Consider the following 24,067-nt stretch of genomic DNA (forward strand, 5'->3'; position numbering starts at 1 on the left):
ACCGCCGGCAGCGGCCTGTGAAGGGACGGCGAGCCGTCCCTTTTTTCTTGGCGCGGACCATGTAGTGCCATCACTACACGCTGTAGTGCCAGCCCTACACAAACTCGCCGCCCCGCACGATAGTGCGAACACCCCACGGCTCCTAACATGGCTATACCAACCACAGGGAGAATGCCATGAGCCGTTTCTTTGATCCGTTCAACGCCGACAAGCCGCTGCACATGGGCTGCAGCTGCGGCAAGCATGACAGCCAGGAAGCGCACGACGCCAGCACGCAGTCCGCCATCGACACCTTGCGCGCGCGCAGCGAGACGGCCGAGTTCGAGGCGTATTCGAACGAGTTCATCGAGGCCACGCTGGTCAAGGCACTGTTCCCGCAGGACGCAGTACGCCGCCGCTTCCTGCGCGCGGTCGGCAAGGGCACGGCGATGGCCGCGATCTCGAGCGTGCTGCCGATCGCCAGCCTGCAGGCGATGGCGCAGGAAAAGGGCGCACTCGAAAAGAAGGACCTCAAGATCGGCTTCATCCCGATCACCTGCGCCACGCCGCTGATCATGGCGCATCCGCTCGGCTTCTACAGCAAGCAGGGGCTGAACGTGCAGGTGCTGAAGACGGCCGGCTGGGCGCTGATCCGCGACAAGATGATGAACAGCGAGTACGACGCCACGCATTTCCTGTCGCCGATGCCGCTGGCGATCTCGCAGGGCCTGGGTTCCAATGCGCAGGCGATGAACGTGGCGACCATCCAGAACGTCAACGGTCAGGCCATTACGCTTTCTCTCAAGCACAAGAACAACCGCGATCCGAAGAACTGGAAGGGCTTCAAGTTCGCGATTCCGTTCGAATACTCGATGCACAACTTCCTGCTGCGCTACTACCTGGCGGAGGCCGGCCTCGATCCGGACAAGGATGTGCAGTTGCGCGTGGTGCCGCCGGCCGAAATGGTCGCCAATCTACGTGCCGGCAACATCGACGGTTTCCTCGGCCCGGACCCGTTCAACCAGCGCGCCGTGTACGAGGAAGTCGGCTTCATCCACCTGCTGACCAAGGACCTGTGGAACGGTCATCCGTGCTGCGCCTTCGGCACCTCGGCCGAATTCATTCAGAAGAACCCGAACACCTTCGCCGCCCTGTATCGCGCGGTGCTGACCTCGGCCGCAATGGCGCGCGACAAGAAGAATCGCGAACTGATCGCCAAGGTGATCTCGCCGCAGGCCTATCTGAACCAGCCCGAGGCGGTTGTCGCCCAGGTGCTGACGGGCCGCTACGCGGACGGGCTGGGCAACGTCATGAACGTGCCGGACCGCGCCGACTTCGACCCGATGCCGTGGCAGAGCATGGCGGTCTGGATGCTGACACAGATGAAGCGCTGGGGCTACGTCAAGGGTGAGGTCGACTACAGGCAGATCGCCGAAAAGGTATTCCTGCTGACGGACGCGAAGAAGCACATGAAGGAACTCGGTCAGGAGGTACCGGCCGGCGGCGCCTATCCGAAGTTCACCATCATGGGCAAGACCTTCGACGCCGACAAGCCGCAGGCCTATCTGAACAGCTTTGCGATCAAGCGTGCCTGATCATGAAGACGTCCGCGCTTTCCCGCTTCAAGTCGCCGCTGCTGTCGCTGGTGGTGTTGCTGGTGCTGATCGGCATCTGGCACATCGCCACGCTGCCGACCAAAAGCACGGCGGCCAGCCTGACGCCCGAGCAGATCGAGTACGCCAGGCTCATGGGCAAGGATCCGGAGCAACTGGCAGCGCCGGTCAAGTCCGCCTTTCCGACGCCGGCCGACATGGGCGCGACCTTCGTTGACCAGTTGCGCGACCCGTTCTATGACAACGGTCCCAACGACAAGGGCATCGGCATCCAGATCGCGCATTCGCTGCAGCGCGTCGGTCTCGGCTTCGTGATCGGCATGAGTCCGCTCGTCTATCGCGTGCTCGATCCCTTCATTCAACTGCTGAAGCCGATCTCGCCGCTGGCCTGGATGCCGATCGCGCTCTACACGATCAAGGATGCTTCCTTGTCCGGCATCTTCGTGATCTTCATCTGCTCGATCTGGCCGATGCTGATCAACACCGCCTTCGGCGTGGCCGGCGTGCGGCGCGACTGGCTCAATGTGGCCAGCACGCTTGAAGTCAGCCCGGTGCGCAAGGCCTTCGAAGTGATCCTGCCGGCCGCCGCGCCGACCATCCTGACCGGCATGCGCATCAGCATGGGTATCGCGTGGCTGGTGATCGTGGCGGCCGAGATGCTGGTCGGCGGCACCGGCATCGGCTACTTCGTCTGGAACGAATGGAACAACCTGTCCCTGACCAATGTGATCTTCGCCATCCTCATGATCGGCGCGGTCGGCATGGTGCTGGACCTGATCTTTGCCAAGGCGCAGAAAGCGGTGACCTATGCCGACTGAACTCACTCCATCGCCGGACACGACGGCGCGCGAAGGCAAGCCCTTCCTGCAGGTCGAGGGTTTGTCCAAGACCTATCCGGGCGGCAGCGAACCGGTATTCGACAGCGTCAACTTCAACATCGAGCGCGGCGAGTTCGTCTGCATCATCGGCCACTCGGGCTGCGGCAAGACCACCATCCTCAACGTGCTGGCAGGACTCGAGCACGCGAGCGAAGGCCACGTCTTCATGGACCAGCGCGAGATCGGCGGTCCGAGCCTGGAGCGCGGCGTGGTGTTCCAGGGGCACGCGCTGATGCCGTGGCTGACGGTGCGCAAGAACATCGCCTTCGCCGTGCGCAGCAAGTGGCCGGCGTGGAGCGCGGAAAAAATCGACCGTCACGTCGAGGAATACGTGGAGCTGGTCGGACTCACGCATGCGATCGGCAAGAAGCCGTCGGCGCTGTCGGGCGGCATGAAGCAGCGCGTCGGCATCGCGCGCGCCTTCGCCATCGAACCCAAGATGCTGCTGCTCGACGAACCCTTCGGCGCGCTCGATGCGCTCACGCGCGGCACCATCCAGGACGAGCTGCTGCGCATCTGCGCCGAGACGCGGCAGACCGTCTTCATGATCACGCACGACGTCGATGAAGCCGTGCTGCTGGCCGACAAGATCCTGCTGATGAGCAATGGTCCGCGCGCACGCGTGGCCGAGATCGTGCGCAACACCATGCCGCGCGATCGACAGCGCGCCACGCTGCATCACGATCCGCAGTACTACCGGATTCGCAATCACCTCGTCGATTTCCTGGTGACGCGATCCAAGAACCTGTCCGGCGGCCGTGCGCCCGCGCAGCCGCCGGTGGTCGAACCCGGACTCGCCGACGACGCGTCCGAAGACAAGCCTGCCGTTGCCGCCGCCGTGCCGCTGCACAGGATTGCATAAGCAAACACAACCCCATCGATATTCACCCAACAGGAGCAATCAATGAGTCGCCTCGAAGTCACCGAAAAAATCATCGCTACCAAGGTCGCCAAGGGCCTGAAATGGTCCGACACCGCCGCCAAGGTCGGCCTCAGCAAGGAATGGGTCACCGCCGGCTGCCTCGGTCAGATGACCTTCGATCCGAACGCCGCCGACATCCTCGCCACTATCTTCGGCCTGACGGATGAAGAAAAGAAATGGCTGATGGTCGTGCCCTACCGCGGCTCGCTGCCGACCGCGGTGCCGACCGATCCGACCATCTACCGTTTCTACGAACTGGTGCAGGTCTACGGCACCACGTGGAAAGAACTGATCCACGAGGAATTCGGCGACGGCATCATGAGCGCGATCGATTTCAAGATGGACTTGAGCCGCCTGCCGGACCCGAACGGCGACCGCGTGCAGATCGTCATGAGCGGCAAGTATCTGGCCTACAAGACCTATTGATCGGGCCGCCGTCGCACCATGTCCTGTCAGGTCCAGTCCTTTTTCGATCCGGCGACCGCCACCGTCAGCCATGTGATTCACGCTGGCGCGGGCACCGCCTGCGCCATCGTCGATCCGGTGCTCGACTACGACAGTCGCAGCGGCCGCACCGCCACGCGTTCCGCCGACCGCATCGCCGCCTTCGTCGAGGCGCTGGGCCTGCACGTGCAGTGGCTGCTCGAGACGCATGCGCACGCCGACCACGTGTCGGCAGCGCCCTACCTGCGCAGCCGCTTCGGCGGTCGCATCGGTATCGGCGCGTGCATACGGGATGTGCAGCAGTTGTTTTGCCATGTCTACAATTTCAGCAAGGTGCCGTATGGGATCGCGCGCGATTTCGATCACCTGTTCGAGCCGGACGAGGTGTTCGCCATTGGTGAACTGCAGGCATGCGCATGGCATGTGCCGGGCCATACTCCGGCGGATACCGCCTATCTCGTCGGCGACAGGGTCTTCGTCGGCGATACGCTGTTCATGCCGGACGTAGGCACGGCGCGCTGCGACTTTCCGGGCGGCGATGCCGCCGCGCTGTATCGTTCGATCAGGCGTCTGCTGGCATTGCCGGCGCAGACGCAGTTCTATCTGTGTCACGACTATCCGCCGGATTCGCGTGCGCCAGCCTGGACATCCACGGTGGCCGAGCAGCGCGCATGCAACTTGCATGTGCGCGACGGCATTGCCGAGCGCGAATTCGTTGCCATGCGGCGTGCGCGCGATGCCACGCTGGCGTTGCCGGAGCTTATGTTGCCTGCCGTGCAGCTCAATATCCGCGCCGGACTGCTGCCGCCACCCGAAGACAATGGCGTGCGCTATCTGAAGATCCCGCTCGACTTGCTGTGACACGCTCGCTGCCATGTTGTTGACTGCCATTGCGCTCGGCGCTGTCGTCGGCATGACGCTTGGCTTGACGGGGGCCGGCGGCGGTGTACTGGCGGTTCCCGCACTCATGCTGGCACTCGGCTACTCGCTCGCCGATGCGCGTCCCATTGCACTGATCGCGATCGGCCTTGCCGCGCTGCTGGGCTGCCTGGACGGGCTGCGACGCGGTATTGTCCGCTATCGTGCGGCGTTCTGGATCGCCGCCGCCGGCATTGTCTGTGCGCCTGTCGGCAGCGCGCTCATACAAGTGCTGCCGGCGCGCTGGAGCGGCCTGCTGTTCAGCCTGCTGATGCTGTGTCTCGCTGCGCGCACATGGCGCGGAGCACGGCAGGCGGAGACCGGGCACGCGGCGGGGGGGTGCCGAATCGATCCGCTCACCGGGCGTTTTCGCTGGACGCGCCATTGCGCATCCCGGCTGGCGGCGGTCGGCGGCGCGGCGGGCCTGCTGACGGGCATGTTCGGTGTCGGCGGCGGGTTCGTCATCGTGCCGGGCCTGCGGCGTATCAGCGACGCCGGCGTGCATGCGAGCGTGGCGACCTCGCTGATGGTGATCGCCCTGGTCTCCGGTTTTTCCGCCGCCACCATGCTGCTTGGCTCGGTTGCGGTCGGCGCAACGGGATGGCTGTTCGTCGTCGCGGCACTATGCGGCATGCTGGCGGGGAGAGTGTGGCAGCCGCATGTGCCGGCTCGGCCGTTGCAGAGGGTGTTTGCGGGGGTGATGGGAGTGTCGGCGGTGGTGTTGGGGGTGAATGTCTTGGCGCATTGAGGTGCGCTTCAAAGGTGGGCAAAAAGCCGAGACGAAACGTTCGCAGAGCGAACGTCGAAGTACGAAGGGGCTCGCCCACATACTGCGGGCCGCGGAAACGCCTGCATGCGTTTCCCTTCGAGCCCCGCCGCGAGCAATGCTCGCTCCACTCCTCTGAAATGGAAATGCCCGCTTGCGCGGGCATTTTTAATCTGGCGGAGTGGACGGGGCTCGAACCCGCGACCCCCGGCGTGACAGGCCGGTATTCTAACCAACTGAACTACCACTCCTAACTGCATAACCTTTTTCAGGGGGATGACTGACCGATCTCTGGTGGGTGCTGAGAGGCTCGAACTCCCGACCTACGCCTTGTAAGGGCGCCGCTCTACCAACTGAGCTAAGCACCCGCACGCGTATGCCGACCCGGTCAACATCGCTGGAGTGTCAATTCCAGCATGCCTGAAGGGGGCGAAGTATAGAGTATCTTTTTCTGCTTGTCACGGTTTTGTTTGGAAAAAGTTGCGGGGACATGCGTTTTTGGCAAACCCGGAAGCGTCGCGGCGGCGAAAAAACGGGGCGGCTATAATGACGGCCTTCGCTGTCTTTCCTCGAGTTTCGCCATCAATACCCTGCTGCGCCGCATTCTGCACGCCGTCCTGTTCGAGGTGTGCGCCCTCGTGATCCTGGTTCCGCTGATGTCCTACGGTTTCGGCATGGACATGCTGCATTTCGGCGCGCTGGCGCTGATCCTCGCGGTCTGCGCGATGGCATCCAACATGATCTACAACCATTTCTACGAGATGGTCGAGCACCGTTACGGCTGGCGCCGCACGGTGCCGATGCGCATACTGCACACGCTCGGGTTCGAGGCCTTCTTCATGGCGCTGGCGCTGCCGTTGACGGCATGGTGGCTGGACATCGGCATCCTCGATGCGCTGCTGCTCGACGTGACCTTCTCGATCTTCTTCATGATCTACGCGTTCTGCTTCAACTGGGTGTTCGACATCGCGCGTCATCGCCTGGCCGGCTGGCAGGCCGCCAGGCGATAGGCCGCACGCGTCAGACCAGCCCCGGACCGGTGGCTGGCGCGGACTGTGCGGCCTGGTCGTCGGTTTCTTCGGCAGGCTGCGCGACGCGCACTTCCGATCCCATGTGCATGATGGTGGTCGGCCGTGCGAAGTGGATGTCGCGCTCGGCGCACGCCTTCATCAGTTCCAGATTGATGCGCTGCTGGATGTCCATATAGACGTTGAAGTCGCTGCCGAGGACGATATAGACGACCTCGAAGTCGAGGCTGCTCTCGCCGAATTTCTGGAAATGCGCGCGATCAAAGCGCGTCTGCTCGATGCCGGTGATGATCTGCTTGACCACGCCGCCGAGCGCGCCAACCTGTTCGATCGGCGTTTCGTAGCGGATGCCGAAGCTGAACACCACGCGGCGTTCCGACATGCGCTTGTAGTTGCGAATCACCGATTTCAGCAGTTCCGCGTTCGAGCGCACCAGTTGTTCGCCGCCGAGACTGCGCAGGCGCGTGGTCTTGATGCCGATGTATTCGACGGTGCCGAGCATGACCTCATCGACGATGATGAAGTCGCCGACCTCGAACGGCTTGTCGAAGGCGATCGAGAGCGAGGCGAACAGATCGCTGAGGATGGTCTGCAGTGCCAGCGCTACCGCCACGCCGCCGATGCCGAGGCTGGCGACGAAGGCCGTGATGTTGATGCCGAGGTTGGCCAGTACCGCCAGCAGTACCGTGACCAGCACCAGCAGCCGCACCAGGAAGGCGATGGTCGTGGTGGTGGCGCGGTTGCGCAGATCAGGCGTGGTTTCGGGATTGACCACGCGCCGCATCCATGCCGAGATACCGCTGTTGAACCAGATCGCGACCTGGATGCCGATCACGATCACGCCGAGCTGCGACAGGCGCAGTTCCACCTTGCCCGGCAGGTCCAGCGTGCCGAGCCCGATCACGAGTGCCAGGATCAGGATCAGCCAACGCTTGGTGTGCGACAGCGCGTCGGCAAGCACATCGTCGAAGCGGCCGCGCGTGCGCGACGACAGCGCGGTCAGGCGGCGCGTTGCGAAACGCGCGACGACGTCGATCACGAGGAAGGCGACGACGACGACCACCAGGGCCTTGAGCCAGTCGTCGAGCGGGATGCCGGCCAGCAGCCAGTCGTTCAGTACGTGCATGGCATGTTCTCCTGTCGATTGCGCGCGATGCCCGTCGGGCATCGCCATTGACGTTATGAGATAGCGAGGATGGATAAGTTCTTCCTGTGTGCATGCCTGTGTGAGTTGCCTCACCTGCGTACAATCGTTTCATTCCTTCAATTGACTCGTTGAAATCAACCATGGACGATTCCGCCTGCCCCTTGTTCCCAGCGCTGGAGCCGTATCGCCACGGCATGCTGGAGGTTGACGCGCGCCACACCCTGTACTGGGAGGAATGTGGAAATCCACAGGGTCAGCCCGTGCTGTTCCTGCACGGCGGGCCCGGCGGCGGCGTGTCGCCGCAGCATCGCCGCTTCTTCGATCCGGCGCATTACCGCATCGTGCTGTTCGACCAGCGCGGTGCCGGCAAGTCGGTCCCGCTCGGCGAATGGCGCGACAACACCACGCCGCTGCTGGTGGCCGACATCGAAGCCCTGCGCCTCATGCTCGGCATCGAGCAATGGCTGGTGTTCGGCGGTTCGTGGGGCGCGACGCTGGCGCTGGCCTACGGACAGGCACATCCGCAGCGCTGCCTGGGTTTCGTGCTGCGCGGCATCTTCCTGTGCACGCGCGCCGAGATCGACTGGTTCCTGCACGGCATGCGCCAGTTCTTCCCCGAAGCGCACGAAGCGTTTCTCGCGCCGATTCCGCTCGAGGAGCGCGGTGAACTGCTGCAGGCCTACGGCAAGCGATTGTTCGGCGACGATCAGGAAATCTCCCTGCAAGCCGCGCGCGCGTGGAGCCGCTACGAGGGAAGCTGCCTGTTCCTGCGGCCGCAGGAAGACGCCATCGCCAGCTTCGAGTCGGACGCGGTGGCGCTCGGCATCGGTCGGCTCGAGGCGCATTACTTCCTGCACGGCGGCTTCATGGAAGAGGATGCGCTGATCCGCAACATGGCGCGCATCGCGCACCTGCCGGCCGTGATCGTGCAGGGCCGTTACGATGCCGTGTGTCCGCCGGTGTCGGCGTGGTGTCTGCATCGCGCCTGGCCGGGTTCGGTGCTGCGGCTGATCGCCGATGCCGGCCATGCGGCGCTCGAACCCGGCACCGCGGCGGCGCTGGTTGCTGCGACCGAACAGTTCCGCCTGCAGCAGCGGTTTGTTTGAAACCGCATTGAGCGCGCGCGGCGGCTGACATACACTGTGCGGCAGCTTTCAGGAACGAACAACAAGAAGAGGACGACATGAACAAGACCATTATCCGTCGCATCGTGCTGTGCGCATCCGTACTGGCACTGGCCGCCTGCAGCGGCCTGCGTCCGGCCGACCAGCCGGTCGGCACCACGCCCGACGGCACCTCCAAGGCGGACAGCGCGGCCGAATACCAGATCGCGCTCGCGCATCGCATCGTGCAGGTCAATTCCACCAAGGTCTTCATCGGCCGCCCGCAGGCGCTGTTGCGTTCGGTGGTCGTGGTGCGCTACGTGGTGGACGCCAACGGCAGCCTGGTGCGCAGCGAGATCATGCGTTCCAACCGCGACCGCGTGACCGAATCGACGGCGCTGGCCTCGGTGCGCGCCACCGCGCCATTCCCCAAGCCGGCGCCGGCGCTGCTGCGCAACGGCCGCGTCGAAGTCATCGAAACCTGGCTGTTCAACAAGGATGGCCGCTTCCAGCTGCGCACCATCGCCGAACCGCAGATGGATCAGTGAACACGCATGCGTGACCGGCAACGGCGCAGGGCGGCGCGCGCATGAGCAACGGCTGGCTCATCAACACGCTGCTCGGCGCGGTGCTGTTGCCGCCGCTCAATCTGCTGCTGTTGTGCGCGCTCGGCTTTGCGTTGCGCCGGCGCTGGCCACGTACCGGTCTTGCCGTGTCGCTGGGGGCGCTGGTGCTGCTGGCCCTGTTGAGCACGCGGCCGGTGGCGTCCCTGTTGGCGCGTCCGCTTGAACAGGACAGCGCGCCGTTGCTGCTGCCGTATCGCGGTGATGCGCAGGCCATCGTCGTGCTCGGCGGCGGCCGGCTCGGCAATGCGCCGGAATACGCGGGCGCCGATACGCCCAATCCCGCCACCCTGCGGCGGCTGCGCTACGCGGCCACGCTGCATCGCGCCACCGGCCTGCCGCTGCTGGTGACCGGCGGCAGCCCCGAAGGCGCGCCGGCGTCGGAAGCGCAGATCATGGCGCGCAGCCTGCGCGAAGACTTCGGCGTAGCGGTGCGCTGGGAAGAGGGCGACTCCGACAATACGGCCGACAACGCCGTCCATTCCGCCGTCATTCTGCAGCGTCATGACATGACTCACGTTCTGCTGGTGACGGACGCCATCCACATGCCGCGCGCTCTGCAGGTATTCGCGCGCACCGGCTTGCGCATCACGCCGGCGCCGACTTCCTTCCTCACTGCCGATCAAGCGCTGCCGGCCGACTATGTGCCGCGCGCCCGCTGGCTCGCACAGAGCAGCTATGCACTGCATGAATGGATAGGCATGGGCTGGTACCGGCTGCGCCATCGCACACCCTAGCCGCGCCGCAACAGTGCTGCGCAACAAGTTGCCGCATGGCGACGCGCGGGCGGCCGATAGGTGATCTTCCGCACACAGGCATGCACATGCATGAAACGTCGCGGCCGCTTTGCCCTCCAATCCTTTCAATCACGAAAGGAGACCGATCATGCATGTATCCAAGACTATGCGTTCCCTGTGTTTCGTCGCGGCCTCGCTGTCCTCGGTTGCGGTGGCGCAAGGTGTGAGTGCGGGCGTTGGTGCCGGCGCCGGTAGCGGCAGCGCGGGCGCGATGGGACAGGCTGGCGTTGGTGCGCGGGGCAATGGCGGCGGTGTCGGCGTCGATGCGCACGGTGGCGTATCGGCCGGTTCGGAACAGGGCACGCGCTCGGGAACGGCGTCGGGGCAGGGTAGTGCATCCGGCGCGGCCGGCGTCGGCGCCCGTACCGGGACCGGCACGTCGTCCGGCAGCGCCGACGTCACCGGCGGTGTGAGCGGCGGCGCGGGCATCGATGCGCAAGGCCGTCGCGATGGCGAGCGTACCGAACAGCAGCGCCGCGAACCGGATGCGCGCACGCGCGGCAGCGGCAGCGTGCAGCCCTCGACCCCGCAACCCGTGCGTCCGGGTTACTGACGATGACGAGCGGCCCTTGCGGCCGCTCCGCAGTTTGCCGCTGCCCGAATATTCTGCTTAAATGGGCGGACCTGGTCACCTGATCATTCTTCAACCTGGATCGCACATGACCACGATGGATCATCCACGCCCGCCCAAGCTCTACTACTTTTCCGAGCGGGACAAGCTCGAACGCTCACTCACCCTGGGCGAATTCCGCCTCGTTCCTCCCACCCTCGCGCCCGCTGCCGGCGGCGATGCCGAATTCCTGATCTTGAGTCTGGCGCAGCAGCCGGATGGCGCGCTGTTCGAAGGTAAGCAGAGTGCCGACGCCTATCTGGTCGTGCACGACGCCGAGACCTTCGGCGAGCGCCTGCATCGTGCCGTGCAGCGCGTGCTGCCCAACTGGACCGGCATCGATGCCGCCATGTCCTATGGCAAGACCAGCCCGCTCGGCCGGCTGTTTTCCAAGGATCGCCAGCACGCTGCCGAAGGCGAATGGCGCTTTGCCTGGCGTCCGATACAATCGCGCGCCGCCGCGCATCCGGTGGTGGTGCAGCTGGGCAGCATCGCCGACATTGCCGAGCTGCGCGTCATCAATGCCTGAACCGGTAGCGTATTGACCGGCGGCACACGCGGCCGGTGCCGAATGCCCGGACAACCGTCCGCATCCACAGCAGGAGCGTCCATGAAACGAATCGAATGCGAAGTGGCGGTGGTCGGCGCCGGCAGCGCCGGCCTGTCGGCCTTCCGCGCCGCGAAGTCGCACGGGCGCCGCACCGTGCTGATCGAAGGCGGTGCCTACGGCACCACCTGCGCGCGCGTCGGCTGCATGCCGAGCAAGCTGCTGATCGCGGCGGCGGAAGCGGCGCACGGCGTGGCGACGGCCGATGGTTTCGGCATCGCGGTCGAAGCCATGCGCGTGGACGGTCGTGCCGTAATGGCGCGCGTACGCGATGAGCGCAACCGCTTCGTCGGCCTCGTGCTCGACAGCGTGAACGGCATTCCGGCCGAGGAACGCCTGCTCGGTCATGCGCGCTTTGTCGCGCCCAATCGGCTGCAAGTCGGCGAGGGCATCGAGTTGCATGCCGAACGCATCGTCATCGCCACCGGCTCGCGGCCGGCGATTCCGGACGAACTGCAGGGCCTGGGCGAACGCCTGGTCGTCAACGACGACGTATTCGACTGGGACGACCTGCCGGACTCGGTGGCCGTGGTCGGCGCCGGCGTGATCGGACTCGAGATCGGCCAGGCGCTGCACCGGCTCGGTGTTCGGGTCGCGGTGTTCGGGCGCGGCGAGCGGCTGGCGCAGATCGCCGATCCGGAAGTGAATCGCGCCGCACTCGATAGCATTGGCGGCAAACTCGACCTGCGCATGCGTACCGCGATCGTCTCGGCACGCGTGGTCGGCAAGGAAGTCGAACTGCAATCGCGCGATGCCGACGGCGGTGTGCGCACCGAACGCTTCCGCACTGTGCTGGCCGCCACCGGCCGCCGGCCCAACCTCGACAAGCTCGGCCTCGAACTGACCGGGCTGAAACTGAACGACAAGGGCGTGCCGCTGTTCGATCCGCTGACCATGCAGTGCGGCGACAGCCCGATCTTCATCGCCGGCGATGCCGACAACGACAAGCCGCTGCTGCACGAAGCCACCGACGAGGGCCGCATCGCCGGCGACAACGCAGCGCGTTTCCCGGAGGTGGCGGCCGGCCTGCGCCGCCTGCCGCTGGCGATCGCCTTCACCGATCCGCAGATCGCCGCGGTCGGCCGCACCGTGCGCGATCTGGAACGCGGCAAGTACGAATGCGGGCAGGTCTCGTTCGCCAACCAGGGCCGCAGCCGCGTGATGCGGCAGAACCGCGGCCTGCTGCGGTTGTATGGCGAGCGCGGCACGCACCGCCTGCTGGGCGCGGAGATGGTCGGCCCGCGCGCCGAGCATCTGGCGCACCTGCTGGCCTGGGCCTGCCAGGCCGGACTCACGGTCGATCAGCTGCTGGACATGCCGTACTACCACCCGGTGATCGAGGAGGGCGTGCGCACTGCGATGCGCGACCTCAAGGAAAGTCTGACGCGGCAGGTTGACGAGATCGAGCATTGCGCCGACTGCACGCCCGGCATTTGAGGAAGCACCGGACAATTCAGCCGGGACAGGCGAATTATTCGGCGCATTCCTGAAATCTTCTCCTTGCGTGCGCTACCGCCCTGTTCAACGACGACCAAGGTGTGTTAAAACGGAACATGCCGATGCAGGGAAACGCGAAGACGAATGTGCAGTGATATTGCAACCAATCAACTGCGTATCTGTCACATGGTCTGATGGTTGTTCGCTGACCGCGTCGAGCAAGACCAACAATCATTTTCACCGCCAGCGCCGTCATGCACGGCGGCTGTTTCTCCAGAAAAGGGGCCATCCACATGAAAGCATCCACCTTGAAAACCACACGGAGCGATATGAAAACCCTCGTCAAGGACGCGCAGGAACTGTTCCGCGAAGCCACCAGCGCCACTGGCGAGCGCGCCGAGGAACTGCGCACGCGCGGCCTGCAGCTGCTCGATACCGCCGTGGTCAAGGCACAGGAAGTGCAGACCGCCGCGCTCGAGACAGGCAAGGAAATCGCCGTCAAGACCGACGACTACGTGCACGAGAACCCATGGCGTGCGGTCACCATCGCGGCCGGCATCGGCGTGCTGTTCGGCTTCCTCATCTCACGCAAGTAATCATGGACGGGCCTGCTCATGGATAACCAGCCTGCAAGCGCACGCAATACGGGATCCACTCTGCTGGGTGGCGTATCGGGCCTGATCAGGAACACTGTCGGTCTGCTGATGAGTCGGGTCGAACTGGCTGCCGTCGAGCTGGCCGAGATTCGCGCCAATGCCGGCCGCCTCGTCGTGCTGACCATCGTCGGCGCCATCGTCGCGTGGTTTGCCGTGGCCTACTGGTCGGCATTGATCGTCTATCTGAGCTGGCCGTCCCTCGGCTGGAAAATCCTGCTGATCATGGCGCTGGTGGCCACCGTGGCCGTCATCGCCATCTTCCTTTACATCCGGTCGATGGTCAGTCAGGGACTGTTCTCGATGCCGGCCACGATGGAAGAACTGCGCAACGATCGGGACGCGCTATCCCAATGAGAGAGGTCCAAGTGGAAGAACAATCGAGCGAGGCCATTCCGGAAACCCTCGCGCAGCAGAAGGAGCGTCTGCGCCAGCAATGCCGTGCCTACCGCAGCGGCATCGGCCAGTCGCGCCAGGTGGTGCGCAGCCAGCTTGGCAGGGAAGCGTTGGCCAAGACGGCACTGGGACTGGTCAGTGCGCGCGCGCAATCGGCATTTGCCAATGTGAGCGATCTGGTTCATGTCGGCAATCTGTCGGGCATCAAGCTGCAGAAACTGCTGCCGGTGGTGTTGAGCGGGATTTCGCTGCTGTCGCGGCGCTCCGTTCTCAAACCGGTGGTGCGCGGCCTGACCGTGGTGAGCGCGGTGGGCGCCGGCCTGTATTTTTTCGCCAGAAAGAAGAAGGGTCAGCCGCCATCGGTCGAGTAAGGCGTTCCTGATTTCTCGCGATAGCCGAAAAAAGCCGACATGCAGTCGGCTTTTTTCATGGGGCGTGATGTACTTATTGTTTGGCCGGCTCTTCCGGCGCGGCGGCCGGCTGCGGTTCGGTGAAGCTGGCCCCGGCATTGTTGGCCATGACCACTACGGCGCGTGCGACCTCGATGTCATCCAGGTCCGGATGGCCGCCCTTGGCCGGCATCAGGCGCAAGCCTTCGATCGCATGCTTGACCAGAGTGTCGTAGCCTTGGGCGACGCGCTCCTTCCATGCTGCCGCATCGCCCAGCTTGGGCGCACCATTCACGCCTGTGCCGTGGCACATGGCGCAGGCCATCTTGTAGATTTCGTCGCCGCTGCGCAATGCCTGCGGCGCGTTTTCTTCCTTCAGCGTGAAGCCGTCGTCGGCAACCGGGCGGATGCGCTTTTCGATGGCGGCGGGAGAGTTGTCGGAACCGGCACCGATCTGCTGATCGTTGGTCACGAACATGACCAGCAGGACGATTGCGACGATGGGAACCAGAAAGCCGGCGGTCACGGCCAGGATGAGTTGTTTAGGCGTCTTGATTGCGGATTCTTCGTGATGTGCGTCGCTCATTATTCCCTCAACATGATTTTGAAATCAAAAACAGGACGCGGAATGGTTCTTCCGCGGAGGTACATATCGACTGCCATACTTCGCCAAACGCCTGATTATAGACACAAAAGAATCGCGTTGGGAACGTCGGGATGCGGCTTTGCGTGGACGCCGAGGGAGAAAAACGGTATGCTTCAGGCCTCCTCGCGTTTGCATATGCGGCTGTAGCTCAGTGGATAGAGTATTGGCCTCCGAAGCCAAGGGTCGCTGGTTCGATCCCAGCCAGCCGCACCACTTTATGCGTTTAGTCACATAGACTGAAGAGTAACGCAGTAAATCAATAAAAATTCGGCTCCTCGCTCCTTTATCGTAGGGCGTCACAAGCCCTACGCCGACATTTCCTAGCTAGCTTAAACTTTGTATTGATATCTGTAATGGCCTTTGGTATTTCAATGCCGCGACTTGGCTGCAACTATGCGAAAGTAGCGTAGCAAATTCAGAGAAAGCATATGAATGAAGCCCCTGATCCAGTATTGTCATGGAGCTGTTAAGGCACTTAACGCTCAATACGAGATGACGAACGTGTTGGGCCACTCTGGTACTGCGGGAGCAGCGAGGGAGCGACTCATCCAAGATTTTCTAATTAAGCACTTACCAGAGATGACAAGCGTGGTAAGTGGGATGATTGTTGATGCAAGTGGTCGTCGCTCTAAACAACAAGACATAGTATTGATGTTGAAATCGATGCCCCGACTACCATTTGATAGCGGTCATGACTTAATTTTTCAGGAAGGGGCTGTAGCTACCTGTGAAATAAAGACGCAGATTACTCCTTGTGTCCTTGACGAAATTTCTCAGAATATTGAAAGTGTTAAATTGCTCAAGCCTAGTTCATTAGGGGGTGTCCAATTAGGGAACTTGGATTGGCCATGGGCTAGGATATTCACCGTTGTTTTGACGTATAAAGGCGCTCCTTTAGACAATATTGAGCAAAAGCTTGCGACGTTATTAGAGTCAGGGCAGCCGGATGTTTATCTAGACCTTACGAAAGGCCTTCTAGTTAAGAATGAAGGTTTTCTTTTCGAAAAGAGCGGAACGGATTTATATCTCCGATTTAATGATCCAGCTGAAGGTCTTGCCAGATTTCTCGTATTGCTTTCGAAAGTGACAAGTCGTTTGGTAATGAGAGACGTGAAATGGGAAGAATATGTTACTTGAGCTAGGTCTTTCAGCAGTGGTTGGTTGTTGACGGATTTTTAATTTCCTTTTGGACCGCAAAAAAACGCCCGCATATGCGGGCGTTTTTCATTTGGTACCTTGCACGATTACTTGAGAACGACGACTGGGATCGAACTGTTCAGCAATACTTTCTGCGTCACGCTGCCGAGCAGCAGGCGGTCAAGTCCCTTGGCGCCGTGCGAACCCATGAAGATGGCATTGCACTGGAATTTCTCTGCCGTCTTGATGATTTCTTCGTACGGACTGGCAGATTCAAGATAGATCGGTTCGTAATCCACACCCAGTTCGGCGGCCTTGTCGGCGATTTTCTGCACGCTGTCCCTGGCCGCCTTTCTTTCCTTCTCGGTATAGGAAGCGTAGGGGAAGTAGGGGAAAGTCTCTTCCACGAACAGGCCGATGACCTTGCTGCCGTTTTCCTTGGCGAACTGCAATGTCTTTTCGGCGGCCTTGCCGGACAGTGCGGAACCGTCGGTGGGACAGAGGATGGTTTTGAACATGCAGACGTCTCCTTTCAGGTTGATATTTCTTTCACGTGGATGGCACACTTATCCTAATTGCTTCCGAAGCCGGGCATTTGATGTGCATCAACAAATGTGACGATGCTGCGGAATGGAGAATTGCATTGTGCGGTTCTCCGCTTTCTCACGCAAGGAGATCCTGTGCGCGGCTTTTTCCTGATGGGTTCCATCCTCCTTCTTTCGGCCTGTGCGTCTTCCGTCAACCAGCCCGACGCATCGGCTTCCTACCGTGCGGCCGGCAACGAACCGTTCTGGCATCTGAAGGTGGCAGGTCGGCAGGCGACCGTGGAGCGACCGGATGCCGAGCCGACACACCGCACGCTCGACGAAGAGCGCCGTAACGACGACGGCCGGTTGTTGCGCGGACAGGGGATAGAGGTACGTATCGAACACGCGCGCTGCGAGGACGACATGAGCGGTGCACCCTATGCCGACACGGTGAGCATGACGCTGGATGGTCGTAGCTATCGCGGTTGCGGTGGCCACGGTTTGCCGCCCGCACGTCTGGAAGATACGCAGTGGGTCGTGACCGAGCTGCATGGCCGCAGCCCGGGCGAGGAAGAGTTGCCGACGCTCGCCATCGATGACAAGGGCGGCGTCAGCGGCTCCGATGGCTGCAACCGCATCAGTGGCGGCTTTGCGTTGCTGCCGGCGGGCGAGGTACAGCACCGGCCTGCGGGCTGGATCGCCACCCGCATGGCATGCGCACCGGCTCGCATGCAGTTGGCCGAGGCTTATGGCAATGCGCTGCGATCGGCAGCAAGCTGGCGCTTTGACGGCGCCGACCTGTTGCTGCTGAACGCGCAGGACACCGCCGTATTGCGCTACCGTCGCGCCTACTGAGCAAACCGATCAGGCCGGTACCGAGATTTCCGACAGGGTTTCGCCCACGGCCTGCAGATCGGTGCTTTCCACTGCGAAGTCGCCAAGCGAAACGATGCCGACCAGCCGTTTGGCGCTGTTGACGATGGGCAGCCGGCGAACCTGATGTTCGGACATGATGCGGGCGCCTTCCTCGATGGAATCGCTTTCGTAAGCCCAGACGATGCCTTCGGACATGATCTCGCGAATCTTGGTATTGCCCGATTTGCCTTGCGCCAGTGCGCGGATCGCGATGTCGCGGTCCGAAATGGCGCCGATCATGCGATCGTTCTCGCCAACCGGCAGCATGCCGAAGCCGCCGTCGCGCATCCAGCGCGCGGCTTCCGTCAGATTGGCGTCGGGACTGATGACCTTGACGTGGGGACTCATGACGTTTTTCAGGGTTTGCATGGTATTCCTCCAATGGAAAGACCGGCGAACGAATGCGTTCGCGCCGGCAGGGTTTCGGGGAAAGCGGCCTCCGCATGGAGGCCTTTCATCAATGAGCGCGCTTGATGGCAGCGCCAAGCGCGCGCTGCAACTGGGCCTTGTTCATGGTGGAGCGACCCGGAATGCTGCGCGCCTGTGCATCCTTGTACAGCTGCGCATAGGTGCGTCCGGCTGCGCCACGATGTGAGCGCAGACCGCCGCGGCGCGGTGCAGGCGTGCTGTTGAGCGTGGCCTTGCTGGCCTGCCTGGCTTCGCCGTGCTGGGCGCGTTCCTTGTTGACGGTGCGCGCGGCGATTTCGTCGGCGCGTTTGGCGCGGCTGCCGCCGCGTTTCTCGATGCTGCTCTTGATGTGTTCGTACTGCCGTTCTCGCTTGTCGCTCCAGGCTGCGCGTGGCATGACAATCTCCTTTGCAGATGAGGTGGGAACCGGCGACGCCGGTTCGGTCATCGAGAAGCGGGCAGCAAGCTGTCAGGCCGCGTAGGTCGGGCCGCGTAGGCCGGGCCGCGCAGGTCAGAGCGCGATGCGCGGGTGATCCGGTGTGAATCGCGTGGATTCCGGGTCACGGTAATCCGGCCCGTCGCTGGCATGCAAGCCATGCATGACGCGCCGCGTATCCGTTGCCGCCGATCGCCGTGCCGTCGGGGCTGGCGTGGAACGCCGTGTGGCGGCGCGGGCCTGCTTGCGGTCGCTCTTTTCCATTTGCTCGCTCCTCGTTCGTCGCCGATCACGATGCGATCGACATGGCTGCCAGTGTACGCAGCGCGTCGGTTCGCATCTGTAGGATGAGCCAGTGACTCCATGTCAGAAAACCATGCTGCATGCCGCCTGGCAACGCGCGCAAATTCGCACGCGCAACTTTGCTGTCCGCGCATGGGTCAGACCGGTTTTGAGATGGAGGAATGGTCATGGGCGCAACGAAACCGATCCCGCCGGAGATTCCGGTCATCCCCGATCCCCAGCCGGAGATCGAACCGAACCGCACGCCGGAACCGGAGATTCCACCGCCGTCGCGCGATCCGGTGGAGCCGCCGGGTCCTGACGGTCCGGAAATCGTGCCCGAGCATTCGCCGCCGGAAGCACCGCCGCTGCCACCCGAGCATGCTGCATAGGCATCTGCGGATGCAAAGCCGCGTAAGCGGGAAGGCGGACTGACAGATAAACAACAGCAGCAGGAGAAATCGGTGACGAAAGGGAATGGTTGATGTGATAATGAGAACCATTATCAATCATGTGGCTTTCCTCCCTTTTTCTCATGTCTTCCTCCTGCTTCTCCCTGCGGCCCTCGGTGGCCGCAGTTCGTTTCGCCCTGCTTGGTTTTTCCACCTTCGCCCTGATGTCCGCCTCCCAGGCGCAGGAATCCGCGCAATCCGACGCGGCCGATAACGTGCTGCCCGCAGTGCAGGTAACCGGCAGTGGCGACTTTGGCTTCACGGCGCAGCAGGCCGTTTCCAGCACGAAGTCGGACAAACCGCTGTTCGAAACGCCGCAGTCGATCTCGGTGCTAACGCGCGAACTGCTCGATGCGCGTCAGGTGACGAGCCTGAACGAGGCGATCCAGACCACCGCCGGCGTGTCGTCGGGCGGCTATGGCCGTCGTGGCTGGGATGACTTTTCGATCCGCGGCCAGCGTGCCTCGGAATCGATTTACGTGGATGGCCTCAAGCTCGGGCAGGGTAGCTGGATTGCGCAGGAAGTGTTCGGCGTCGAGCGTATCGAGATCGTCAAGGGACCGGCTTCGATCAACTTTGGCCAGATGCAGCCGGGCGGCATCGTCAACATGGTCAGCAAGCGGCCGCGCGCGGAGGCGTTCGGGCAGGTCGGTTTTACGGTCGGCAGCTACGGCTACCGGCAGGCGACCTTCGACTTCGGCCGTCCGCTCGAATCGGCCAACGGCAAGGCGGCCTTCCGCATCAACGCGATGCTGTCGGACGCCGACGATCCGACCGATTACGTCTACTACAAGAACCGTTACATCGCGCCGTCGATCTCGCTCGACTTCGGTCCACGTACCGATTTCACGATCCTGGCTTCCTACTACGACCGCGAATACATCCGTCAGCAGGGTTTGCCGACGCGCGGCTCACTGCTGCCCAATCCCAACGGCCAGCTCGACCGCAGCCTGTTCATCGGCGATCCGGGCGTGGGCCCGTACGAGGGCGAGCAGAGCACCATCGGTTACGCGCTCACGCATCGTTTCGATTCGGGCTGGACGCTGCGCCAGAACTTCCGCTGGCTGGACATGAATATGACTGGAAGAGCGGTATTCGTCTCTGGAGGGCTCAAGAACAATTATACGGAGCAGGGACGTAGCGTTACGCTGCAAGATGTCAAGGAACAGGTTGGGGCACTGGATACCAATATTGAACGCACCTTCAACTTGGCTGGCATCGCGCATACGGTGATGGCAGGTCTGGATTTGAACCGCGACAAACTGCACAGCGGTAATACGCAATGCAAGATCGCCAATCTGAATATTTATTCGCCAACTTACAACCTGCCGTATTCAGATTGCGCGATACGCACGAACGGTCTGACCGAAACATCCGTGCAATACGCCGCTGTATATCTACGCGATCAGATCAAGTTCAATGAACGCTTGAGTCTGAATGTCGCATTTCGTCACGATCGAGTAGAAACTGAGACAGTGAATCTACAGGACGGTAGCGTTCAAAAGCAGAACAAGAATGCCAACACCGGGAACGCGGCGTTGATGTATGAACTTACAAAAAACATTGCTCCTTACATTGGTTACGCAACTTCTTTTCTACCGCAAGCTGGTCTTGCGGTAGGTGGGCGGCAGTTGAATCCAGAGGAAGGAAAACAATCCGAAATGGGGGTCAAGTTCCAGTCGGATGATAAACGCCTCAACGCCAGTATTGCCTACTATGATCTGACACGAAAAAATGTCGCCTCCGATGATTTGGAGAACGATGGATATCAAGTCGAAATTGGTGAGCAGCGCAGCAAGGGCTTCGAAGCCGAAGTCGCCGCTGATCTGCGCAACGGCTGGAGCCTGGCCGGCGCGCTGGCACTGATCGATGCCGAAATCACCGACGACACCAATGCCGCCAACATCGGCAAGCGTCTGCAGAACGTGCCGCGCCGCGCTGCCAGCTTCCTCGCCAACTACCGCTTCGACGGTGCGCTGCAGGGCTGGGGCGCCGGTTTCGGCATTCGTCACGAAAGTGCGAAGACCGGCCCGGCCGTTAACTTCTCGGTGCCCGGCTATACTGTGGCCGATGCCAACGTCAGCTATCAGGGCGCGGGTTATCGCGTGATGCTCAACGTGAAGAACCTGTTCGACAAGGATTACTTCGCCGGCACGCTGAACGCGAATGTGGTGCCGCTCGGCGATCCGCGCACGGTCATGCTGAAGGCAGTGTTCGACTTCTGATCCCTTTCCCATGGCAGCATCCCGCCGCACCGTCGTCATCCTCTACGCCCTGCATTCGTGGACCGGCATCGTGACGGGGCTGCTGCTGTTCGTGATCTGCTTTTCCGGCGCGGTGGTCGTCTTCAAGAACGAGATCGACCTGTGGGCCAATCCTTCGCTGCGCGCATTGCCGCAGGTGGCGGCGCCGGCCGGGCCGGACGCGGTACTGGCCCATCTGGCGCAACGTTATCCCGGCATCAAGCCCGAAAGCATGACGGTGCCCAACGAGGTCACGCCGGCCTGGTTCGTCTTTGCGCGCATGCCTGACAATCCGCAGCGCATGAAGATCGCCGCGCGCGCCGACAATGGCGAGATCATCGGCGAGGTGGACAGCGAACTCGGCCAGTTCTTCCGCATGCTGCACGTGTTCCTGTTCTTCGGTCCGCGCTGGATCGTCGGCTTTCTCGGCGTGGCGATGTTCTTTCTGATCGTCTCCGGCTTCGTCATCCATCGCAAGATCATCAAGGAACTGTTCACCGTGCGCTGGCGCAAGAGCCTGCGCGTGACCGGTTCCGACCTGCACAAGAGCGTCGGCGTGTGGGCGCTCGGTTTCCATTTACTGATCGCCTTTACCGGCGCCTGGCTGGGGCTGGCGCCGGTGTTCGAGCGTGCCTATGCGCATGTTGCCGGTGCGAGTACGGCCGGGTCGGCGATGGCGGCCGTGGCGGCAGAAAGACCTTCGTCTTCTGCCGCGCCGTTTTCGGTCGATCGCCTGATGGCGCAGGCCAAGGAGGATATGCCGGGTCTGCGGGTCAAGGGCGTCACGTTGCGCAATCCGGACCGGGACGACGCGGAAGTCGGCTTCTATGGCGGACTCGATGGCCTGTTGTTCAACAATACCAATCTCGCCTATCGCGGCGGACAACTGGTGCGCAGCAACGATCCGCGCGTCAAGGGTTTCTGGAGCCAGTTCAACGGCTTGATGGAGCCGCTGCATTTCGGCGACTACGGCGGCCTCGTATTGAAATGGCTGTACTTCCTGATCGGCATGAGTCCGGCGCTGTTGTCGCTGAGCGGCACGCTGCTGTGGATCGAACGGCGCAAGCTCAGGCAGCGCAGCCGCAGCGGAGGCCAGCATGTTTGAGCGCGCGATGACCGGCTTGCACGTGGCGCTGACTGCCGCGCTGGCGGCGATGGCAGTGGCCTCGGTGCTGCTGGGCGCGGATTTCGAACTATTGGCGGCGCGCCAGGGCAATGGCGCCTGGTGGTTCATCGGTATCTGGCTCGTGCTGAGTGCGCTCATCGCCGTGCTGCCCGGCAGCATCGTGCAGTGGCGGGCCGGTCTGTGTGTGTCGGCCGCCGCGCTGCTTGTGGCGGCGTTGGCCGGCTTGTGGCGCGGGGCGCCGCATGCGATGGCGATGGGTATCGCGCTGCTGACGCTGGCGGCGATCCTGGTGTTCAGCGCCTGGCAATTGCGCGCACGGCCGCACAAGCCGGCGCATCTCGCCAGGTCAGACGCACGGCCGGCCGACTGGAAGCGCCGGCTGTGCTGGTGGATAGTGGTGCTGTGCATGGCGGAAGCCTTCCGCATGGCGCAGCTGGGTGCGGGCAATGCGGTCAAGGGCGCCGGCAGCTTCGGCATGCTGCTCGTCTTCTTCGTACTGCTGCCGGCGTTGTCGGTCTCGACCTGGTTTCCGCGTCTGGCCGGCATTGGCTGGCTGCTGGCGACGGTGCCGATGACGTGGCTGCTGTGGCGTACGCCGAGCGTCAGCGTCGCGATCGGCATGGCGCTGGTGGCGGCCGGTGGCGTCATGCTGCTGCGCGCGCCGGTGCAGGACATCGACAAGAGCGAGATGCCGCAATGACGGCGGCGCTCGGTTTCGTCCTGCTCGGCTGCGGCGGCATCGCCTGCTGGTATGCCGGTGCCGACACGCGCAGCGGCGAGCGCGCCGCGCTGCCGGCCTGGCTGCGCAGTCACGGCCGGCGGCTGGCTCTGGCGGGACTATTGCTGCAGCTGGCGTTGTCGGCGTGGCTGCTTGGTGCCGCCACCGGGCCGTTGCTGGTGGCGGTGGCGTGGATGACGGTCGGCTGCCTCTTCGTCGCCTGTGTCAATGCGTGGCCGGCGCACAGCGTACGGCTGGGTCTTGTGCTCGGCGTGCTGGGCGCTGTCGCCTTGGCTGTTTCGTTGTTCTGACCCCGCCGCGCTGCGACAGCAGGTGCGCATCTATCGGTAGCCGCTGGGCTCCATATTGCGGATCGCGGTGATCTTCCATTCGCCATCCTTGCGCACCGCGACGAAGGTGCTCCACATGCGTCGCAGCGAACCGTCGGAATTGGGCAGCTCGTAACGCGCGTCGGCAATGGCGGTATTGCTGTCCAGCAGCCGCACGGTTTCCACCGTGAGCGTGCTTCCGCCAGGATTCTGGGTGGAGCTGCGTTGCATGCCGCTGAGCGCGCCATCGATGCCGCGCCGCCATTCTCCCGAAGAAACGAGCTGATCGACATCCTCGGTGAGCAGGTTGCGAATGGTAGCGGCATCCCGTGCCATGCGGGCCTGCTGGTGGCGGTCCACCAGGCTTGTGATGGCCTGTACATCGGCGCTGGAAGTGGTTGCGGGTTGTGCGAACAGCAGGGCGGACAGCGTGCTCAGGCACAGAAAGCAGAGCAATTTTTTCATCGTCGTATCTCCTGAAAGTGGGGGACTGCCAACCGATCGAGGCGGAAAGACGCAGGGACGAACAGGAGAGATT

General features: G+C 62.8%; 30 protein-coding genes and 3 tRNA genes. 24 read left to right on the forward strand and 9 right to left on the reverse strand.

The window, feature by feature from the left end; translation table 11 throughout:
* Positions 1-176 precede the first annotated feature (176 nt).
* From IEV38_RS10710 to IEV38_RS10735, 6 genes are read left to right on the forward strand one after another with little or no spacing between them, the layout of a single operon-like run.
* Complete coding sequence (locus IEV38_RS10710; RefSeq protein WP_188396215.1) at positions 177-1,574, forward strand: CmpA/NrtA family ABC transporter substrate-binding protein; 1,398 nt, start codon at positions 177-179, stop codon at positions 1,572-1,574.
* A gap of 2 nt (positions 1,575-1,576) precedes the next feature.
* Positions 1,577-2,410: an ABC transporter permease gene (locus IEV38_RS10715; RefSeq protein WP_188396216.1), complete on the forward strand. Its 834-nt coding sequence runs from the start codon at positions 1,577-1,579 to the stop codon at positions 2,408-2,410.
* Positions 2,400-3,332, forward strand: a complete 933-nt coding sequence (locus IEV38_RS10720; protein WP_188396217.1) for an ABC transporter ATP-binding protein — start codon at positions 2,400-2,402, stop codon at positions 3,330-3,332. Before IEV38_RS10715 ends, IEV38_RS10720 begins: the two co-directional genes overlap by 11 nt.
* Before the next feature lie 42 nt (positions 3,333-3,374).
* Entirely contained in the window at positions 3,375-3,818 is a 444-nt protein-coding gene (cynS, locus tag IEV38_RS10725) for a cyanase (RefSeq protein ID WP_188396218.1), read from the forward strand.
* Between the two features lie 18 nt (positions 3,819-3,836).
* A complete protein-coding gene (locus IEV38_RS10730; RefSeq protein ID WP_188396219.1) occupies positions 3,837-4,697 on the forward strand; it encodes an MBL fold metallo-hydrolase in 861 nt (286 codons plus the stop codon).
* Positions 4,698-4,710: 13 nt separating this feature from the next.
* Complete coding sequence (locus tag IEV38_RS10735) at positions 4,711-5,502, forward strand: sulfite exporter TauE/SafE family protein (protein WP_188396220.1); 792 nt, start codon at positions 4,711-4,713, stop codon at positions 5,500-5,502.
* A 192-nt stretch (positions 5,503-5,694) separates the two neighbouring features.
* Here IEV38_RS10735 and IEV38_RS10740 read toward each other — a convergent pair.
* Both IEV38_RS10740 and IEV38_RS10745 read right to left on the reverse strand, forming a co-directional pair.
* Positions 5,695-5,771: transfer RNA gene (locus IEV38_RS10740), tRNA-Asp, on the reverse strand.
* A 41-nt stretch (positions 5,772-5,812) separates the two neighbouring features.
* Positions 5,813-5,888, reverse strand: a tRNA-Val gene (locus IEV38_RS10745).
* Positions 5,889-6,113: 225 nt separating this feature from the next.
* Between IEV38_RS10745 and IEV38_RS10750 the strand changes: the two genes are divergently transcribed.
* Positions 6,114-6,530 (forward strand): PACE efflux transporter, encoded by a 417-nt coding sequence (locus IEV38_RS10750; protein WP_268234727.1) that lies wholly within the window; start codon positions 6,114-6,116, stop codon positions 6,528-6,530.
* 10 nt (positions 6,531-6,540) lie between these two features.
* On the opposite strand, the gene IEV38_RS10755 is transcribed toward IEV38_RS10750, so the two are convergent.
* On the reverse strand, positions 6,541-7,674 hold the full coding sequence (locus tag IEV38_RS10755) for a mechanosensitive ion channel family protein (protein WP_188396221.1): 1,134 nt from the start codon (positions 7,672-7,674) through the stop codon (positions 6,541-6,543).
* 161 nt (positions 7,675-7,835) lie between these two features.
* Here IEV38_RS10755 and pip point away from each other — a divergent pair, with 161 nt between their 5' ends.
* From pip to IEV38_RS10800, 9 genes are all read left to right on the forward strand, one after another.
* The gene (pip, locus tag IEV38_RS10760) at positions 7,836-8,801 is read left to right on the forward strand and encodes a prolyl aminopeptidase (RefSeq protein ID WP_188396222.1); all 966 of its coding nucleotides are present in this window, start codon (positions 7,836-7,838) and stop codon (positions 8,799-8,801) included.
* Positions 8,802-8,878: 77 nt separating this feature from the next.
* Entirely contained in the window at positions 8,879-9,346 is a 468-nt protein-coding gene (locus tag IEV38_RS10765) for a TonB family protein (protein WP_188396223.1), read from the forward strand.
* A gap of 41 nt (positions 9,347-9,387) precedes the next feature.
* Entirely contained in the window at positions 9,388-10,158 is a 771-nt protein-coding gene (locus IEV38_RS10770) for a YdcF family protein (RefSeq protein ID WP_188396224.1), read from the forward strand.
* A 148-nt stretch (positions 10,159-10,306) separates the two neighbouring features.
* The gene (locus IEV38_RS10775; RefSeq protein ID WP_188396225.1) at positions 10,307-10,771 is read left to right on the forward strand and encodes a hypothetical protein; all 465 of its coding nucleotides are present in this window, start codon (positions 10,307-10,309) and stop codon (positions 10,769-10,771) included.
* 106 nt (positions 10,772-10,877) lie between these two features.
* On the forward strand, positions 10,878-11,357 hold the full coding sequence (locus IEV38_RS10780) for a hypothetical protein (protein ID WP_188396226.1): 480 nt from the start codon (positions 10,878-10,880) through the stop codon (positions 11,355-11,357).
* An 81-nt stretch (positions 11,358-11,438) separates the two neighbouring features.
* Positions 11,439-12,872, forward strand: coding sequence for a dihydrolipoyl dehydrogenase (locus IEV38_RS10785; RefSeq protein WP_188396227.1), 1,434 nt, complete (start codon positions 11,439-11,441; stop codon positions 12,870-12,872).
* A 293-nt stretch (positions 12,873-13,165) separates the two neighbouring features.
* Entirely contained in the window at positions 13,166-13,468 is a 303-nt protein-coding gene (locus IEV38_RS10790; RefSeq protein ID WP_188396228.1) for an ElaB/YgaM/YqjD family protein, read from the forward strand.
* Between the two features lie 18 nt (positions 13,469-13,486).
* Complete coding sequence (locus IEV38_RS10795) at positions 13,487-13,882, forward strand: phage holin family protein (protein WP_188396229.1); 396 nt, start codon at positions 13,487-13,489, stop codon at positions 13,880-13,882.
* Positions 13,879-14,292 (forward strand): hypothetical protein, encoded by a 414-nt coding sequence (locus tag IEV38_RS10800; RefSeq protein ID WP_188396230.1) that lies wholly within the window; start codon positions 13,879-13,881, stop codon positions 14,290-14,292. Before IEV38_RS10795 ends, IEV38_RS10800 begins: the two co-directional genes overlap by 4 nt.
* Positions 14,293-14,365: 73 nt before the next feature.
* Here the strand turns inward: IEV38_RS10800 and IEV38_RS10805 are convergent, their stop codons facing one another.
* Positions 14,366-14,896, reverse strand: coding sequence for a c-type cytochrome (locus IEV38_RS10805; RefSeq protein ID WP_188396231.1), 531 nt, complete (start codon positions 14,894-14,896; stop codon positions 14,366-14,368).
* A gap of 197 nt (positions 14,897-15,093) precedes the next feature.
* On the opposite strand from IEV38_RS10805, the gene IEV38_RS10810 reads away from it, so the two are divergent.
* Positions 15,094-15,169: transfer RNA gene (locus tag IEV38_RS10810), tRNA-Arg, on the forward strand.
* Between the two features lie 219 nt (positions 15,170-15,388).
* Positions 15,389-16,093, forward strand: a complete 705-nt coding sequence (locus IEV38_RS10815; RefSeq protein WP_188396232.1) for a DUF6602 domain-containing protein — start codon at positions 15,389-15,391, stop codon at positions 16,091-16,093.
* 107 nt (positions 16,094-16,200) lie between these two features.
* On the opposite strand, the gene IEV38_RS10820 is transcribed toward IEV38_RS10815, so the two are convergent.
* Positions 16,201-16,611, reverse strand: coding sequence for a universal stress protein (locus IEV38_RS10820; protein WP_188396233.1), 411 nt, complete (start codon positions 16,609-16,611; stop codon positions 16,201-16,203).
* Positions 16,612-16,773: 162 nt separating this feature from the next.
* Here IEV38_RS10820 and IEV38_RS10825 point away from each other — a divergent pair, with 162 nt between their 5' ends.
* Positions 16,774-17,475, forward strand: a complete 702-nt coding sequence (locus tag IEV38_RS10825; RefSeq protein ID WP_188396234.1) for an META domain-containing protein — start codon at positions 16,774-16,776, stop codon at positions 17,473-17,475.
* Positions 17,476-17,484: 9 nt separating this feature from the next.
* Here IEV38_RS10825 and IEV38_RS10830 read toward each other — a convergent pair whose 3' ends face one another.
* The 3 genes from IEV38_RS10830 to IEV38_RS10840 all read right to left on the reverse strand — a co-directional run bounded on the left by IEV38_RS10830 (position 17,485) and on the right by IEV38_RS10840 (position 18,643).
* Positions 17,485-17,904: a CBS domain-containing protein gene (locus IEV38_RS10830; protein ID WP_188396235.1), complete on the reverse strand. Its 420-nt coding sequence runs from the start codon at positions 17,902-17,904 to the stop codon at positions 17,485-17,487.
* 88 nt (positions 17,905-17,992) lie between these two features.
* Complete coding sequence (locus tag IEV38_RS10835) at positions 17,993-18,340, reverse strand: plasmid stabilization protein (RefSeq protein WP_188396236.1); 348 nt, start codon at positions 18,338-18,340, stop codon at positions 17,993-17,995.
* A 114-nt stretch (positions 18,341-18,454) separates the two neighbouring features.
* A complete protein-coding gene (locus tag IEV38_RS10840) occupies positions 18,455-18,643 on the reverse strand; it encodes a hypothetical protein (RefSeq protein ID WP_188396237.1) in 189 nt (62 codons plus the stop codon).
* A 206-nt stretch (positions 18,644-18,849) separates the two neighbouring features.
* On the opposite strand from IEV38_RS10840, the gene IEV38_RS10845 reads away from it, so the two are divergent.
* From IEV38_RS10845 to IEV38_RS10865, 5 genes are all read left to right on the forward strand, one after another.
* Positions 18,850-19,053 (forward strand): hypothetical protein, encoded by a 204-nt coding sequence (locus IEV38_RS10845; protein WP_188396238.1) that lies wholly within the window; start codon positions 18,850-18,852, stop codon positions 19,051-19,053.
* A 143-nt stretch (positions 19,054-19,196) separates the two neighbouring features.
* Positions 19,197-21,338, forward strand: coding sequence for a TonB-dependent siderophore receptor (locus IEV38_RS10850; RefSeq protein WP_188396239.1), 2,142 nt, complete (start codon positions 19,197-19,199; stop codon positions 21,336-21,338).
* A gap of 10 nt (positions 21,339-21,348) precedes the next feature.
* The gene (locus IEV38_RS10855; protein ID WP_188396240.1) at positions 21,349-22,461 is read left to right on the forward strand and encodes a PepSY-associated TM helix domain-containing protein; all 1,113 of its coding nucleotides are present in this window, start codon (positions 21,349-21,351) and stop codon (positions 22,459-22,461) included.
* A complete protein-coding gene (locus IEV38_RS10860; RefSeq protein ID WP_188396241.1) occupies positions 22,454-23,182 on the forward strand; it encodes an ABC transporter permease family protein in 729 nt (242 codons plus the stop codon). The genes IEV38_RS10855 and IEV38_RS10860 overlap by 8 nt, the downstream gene beginning before the upstream one ends.
* Positions 23,179-23,511, forward strand: a complete 333-nt coding sequence (locus IEV38_RS10865) for a hypothetical protein (RefSeq protein ID WP_188396242.1) — start codon at positions 23,179-23,181, stop codon at positions 23,509-23,511. Before IEV38_RS10860 ends, IEV38_RS10865 begins: the two co-directional genes overlap by 4 nt.
* Positions 23,512-23,541: 30 nt before the next feature.
* On the opposite strand, the gene IEV38_RS10870 is transcribed toward IEV38_RS10865, so the two are convergent.
* A complete protein-coding gene (locus IEV38_RS10870; protein ID WP_188396243.1) occupies positions 23,542-23,994 on the reverse strand; it encodes a YybH family protein in 453 nt (150 codons plus the stop codon).
* Between the last annotated feature and the right edge of the window lie 73 nt (positions 23,995-24,067).

This window comes from Oxalicibacterium flavum (assembly GCF_014635065.1).
In the GTDB taxonomy this organism is placed as follows: domain Bacteria; phylum Pseudomonadota; class Gammaproteobacteria; order Burkholderiales; family Burkholderiaceae_D; genus Oxalicibacterium; species Oxalicibacterium flavum.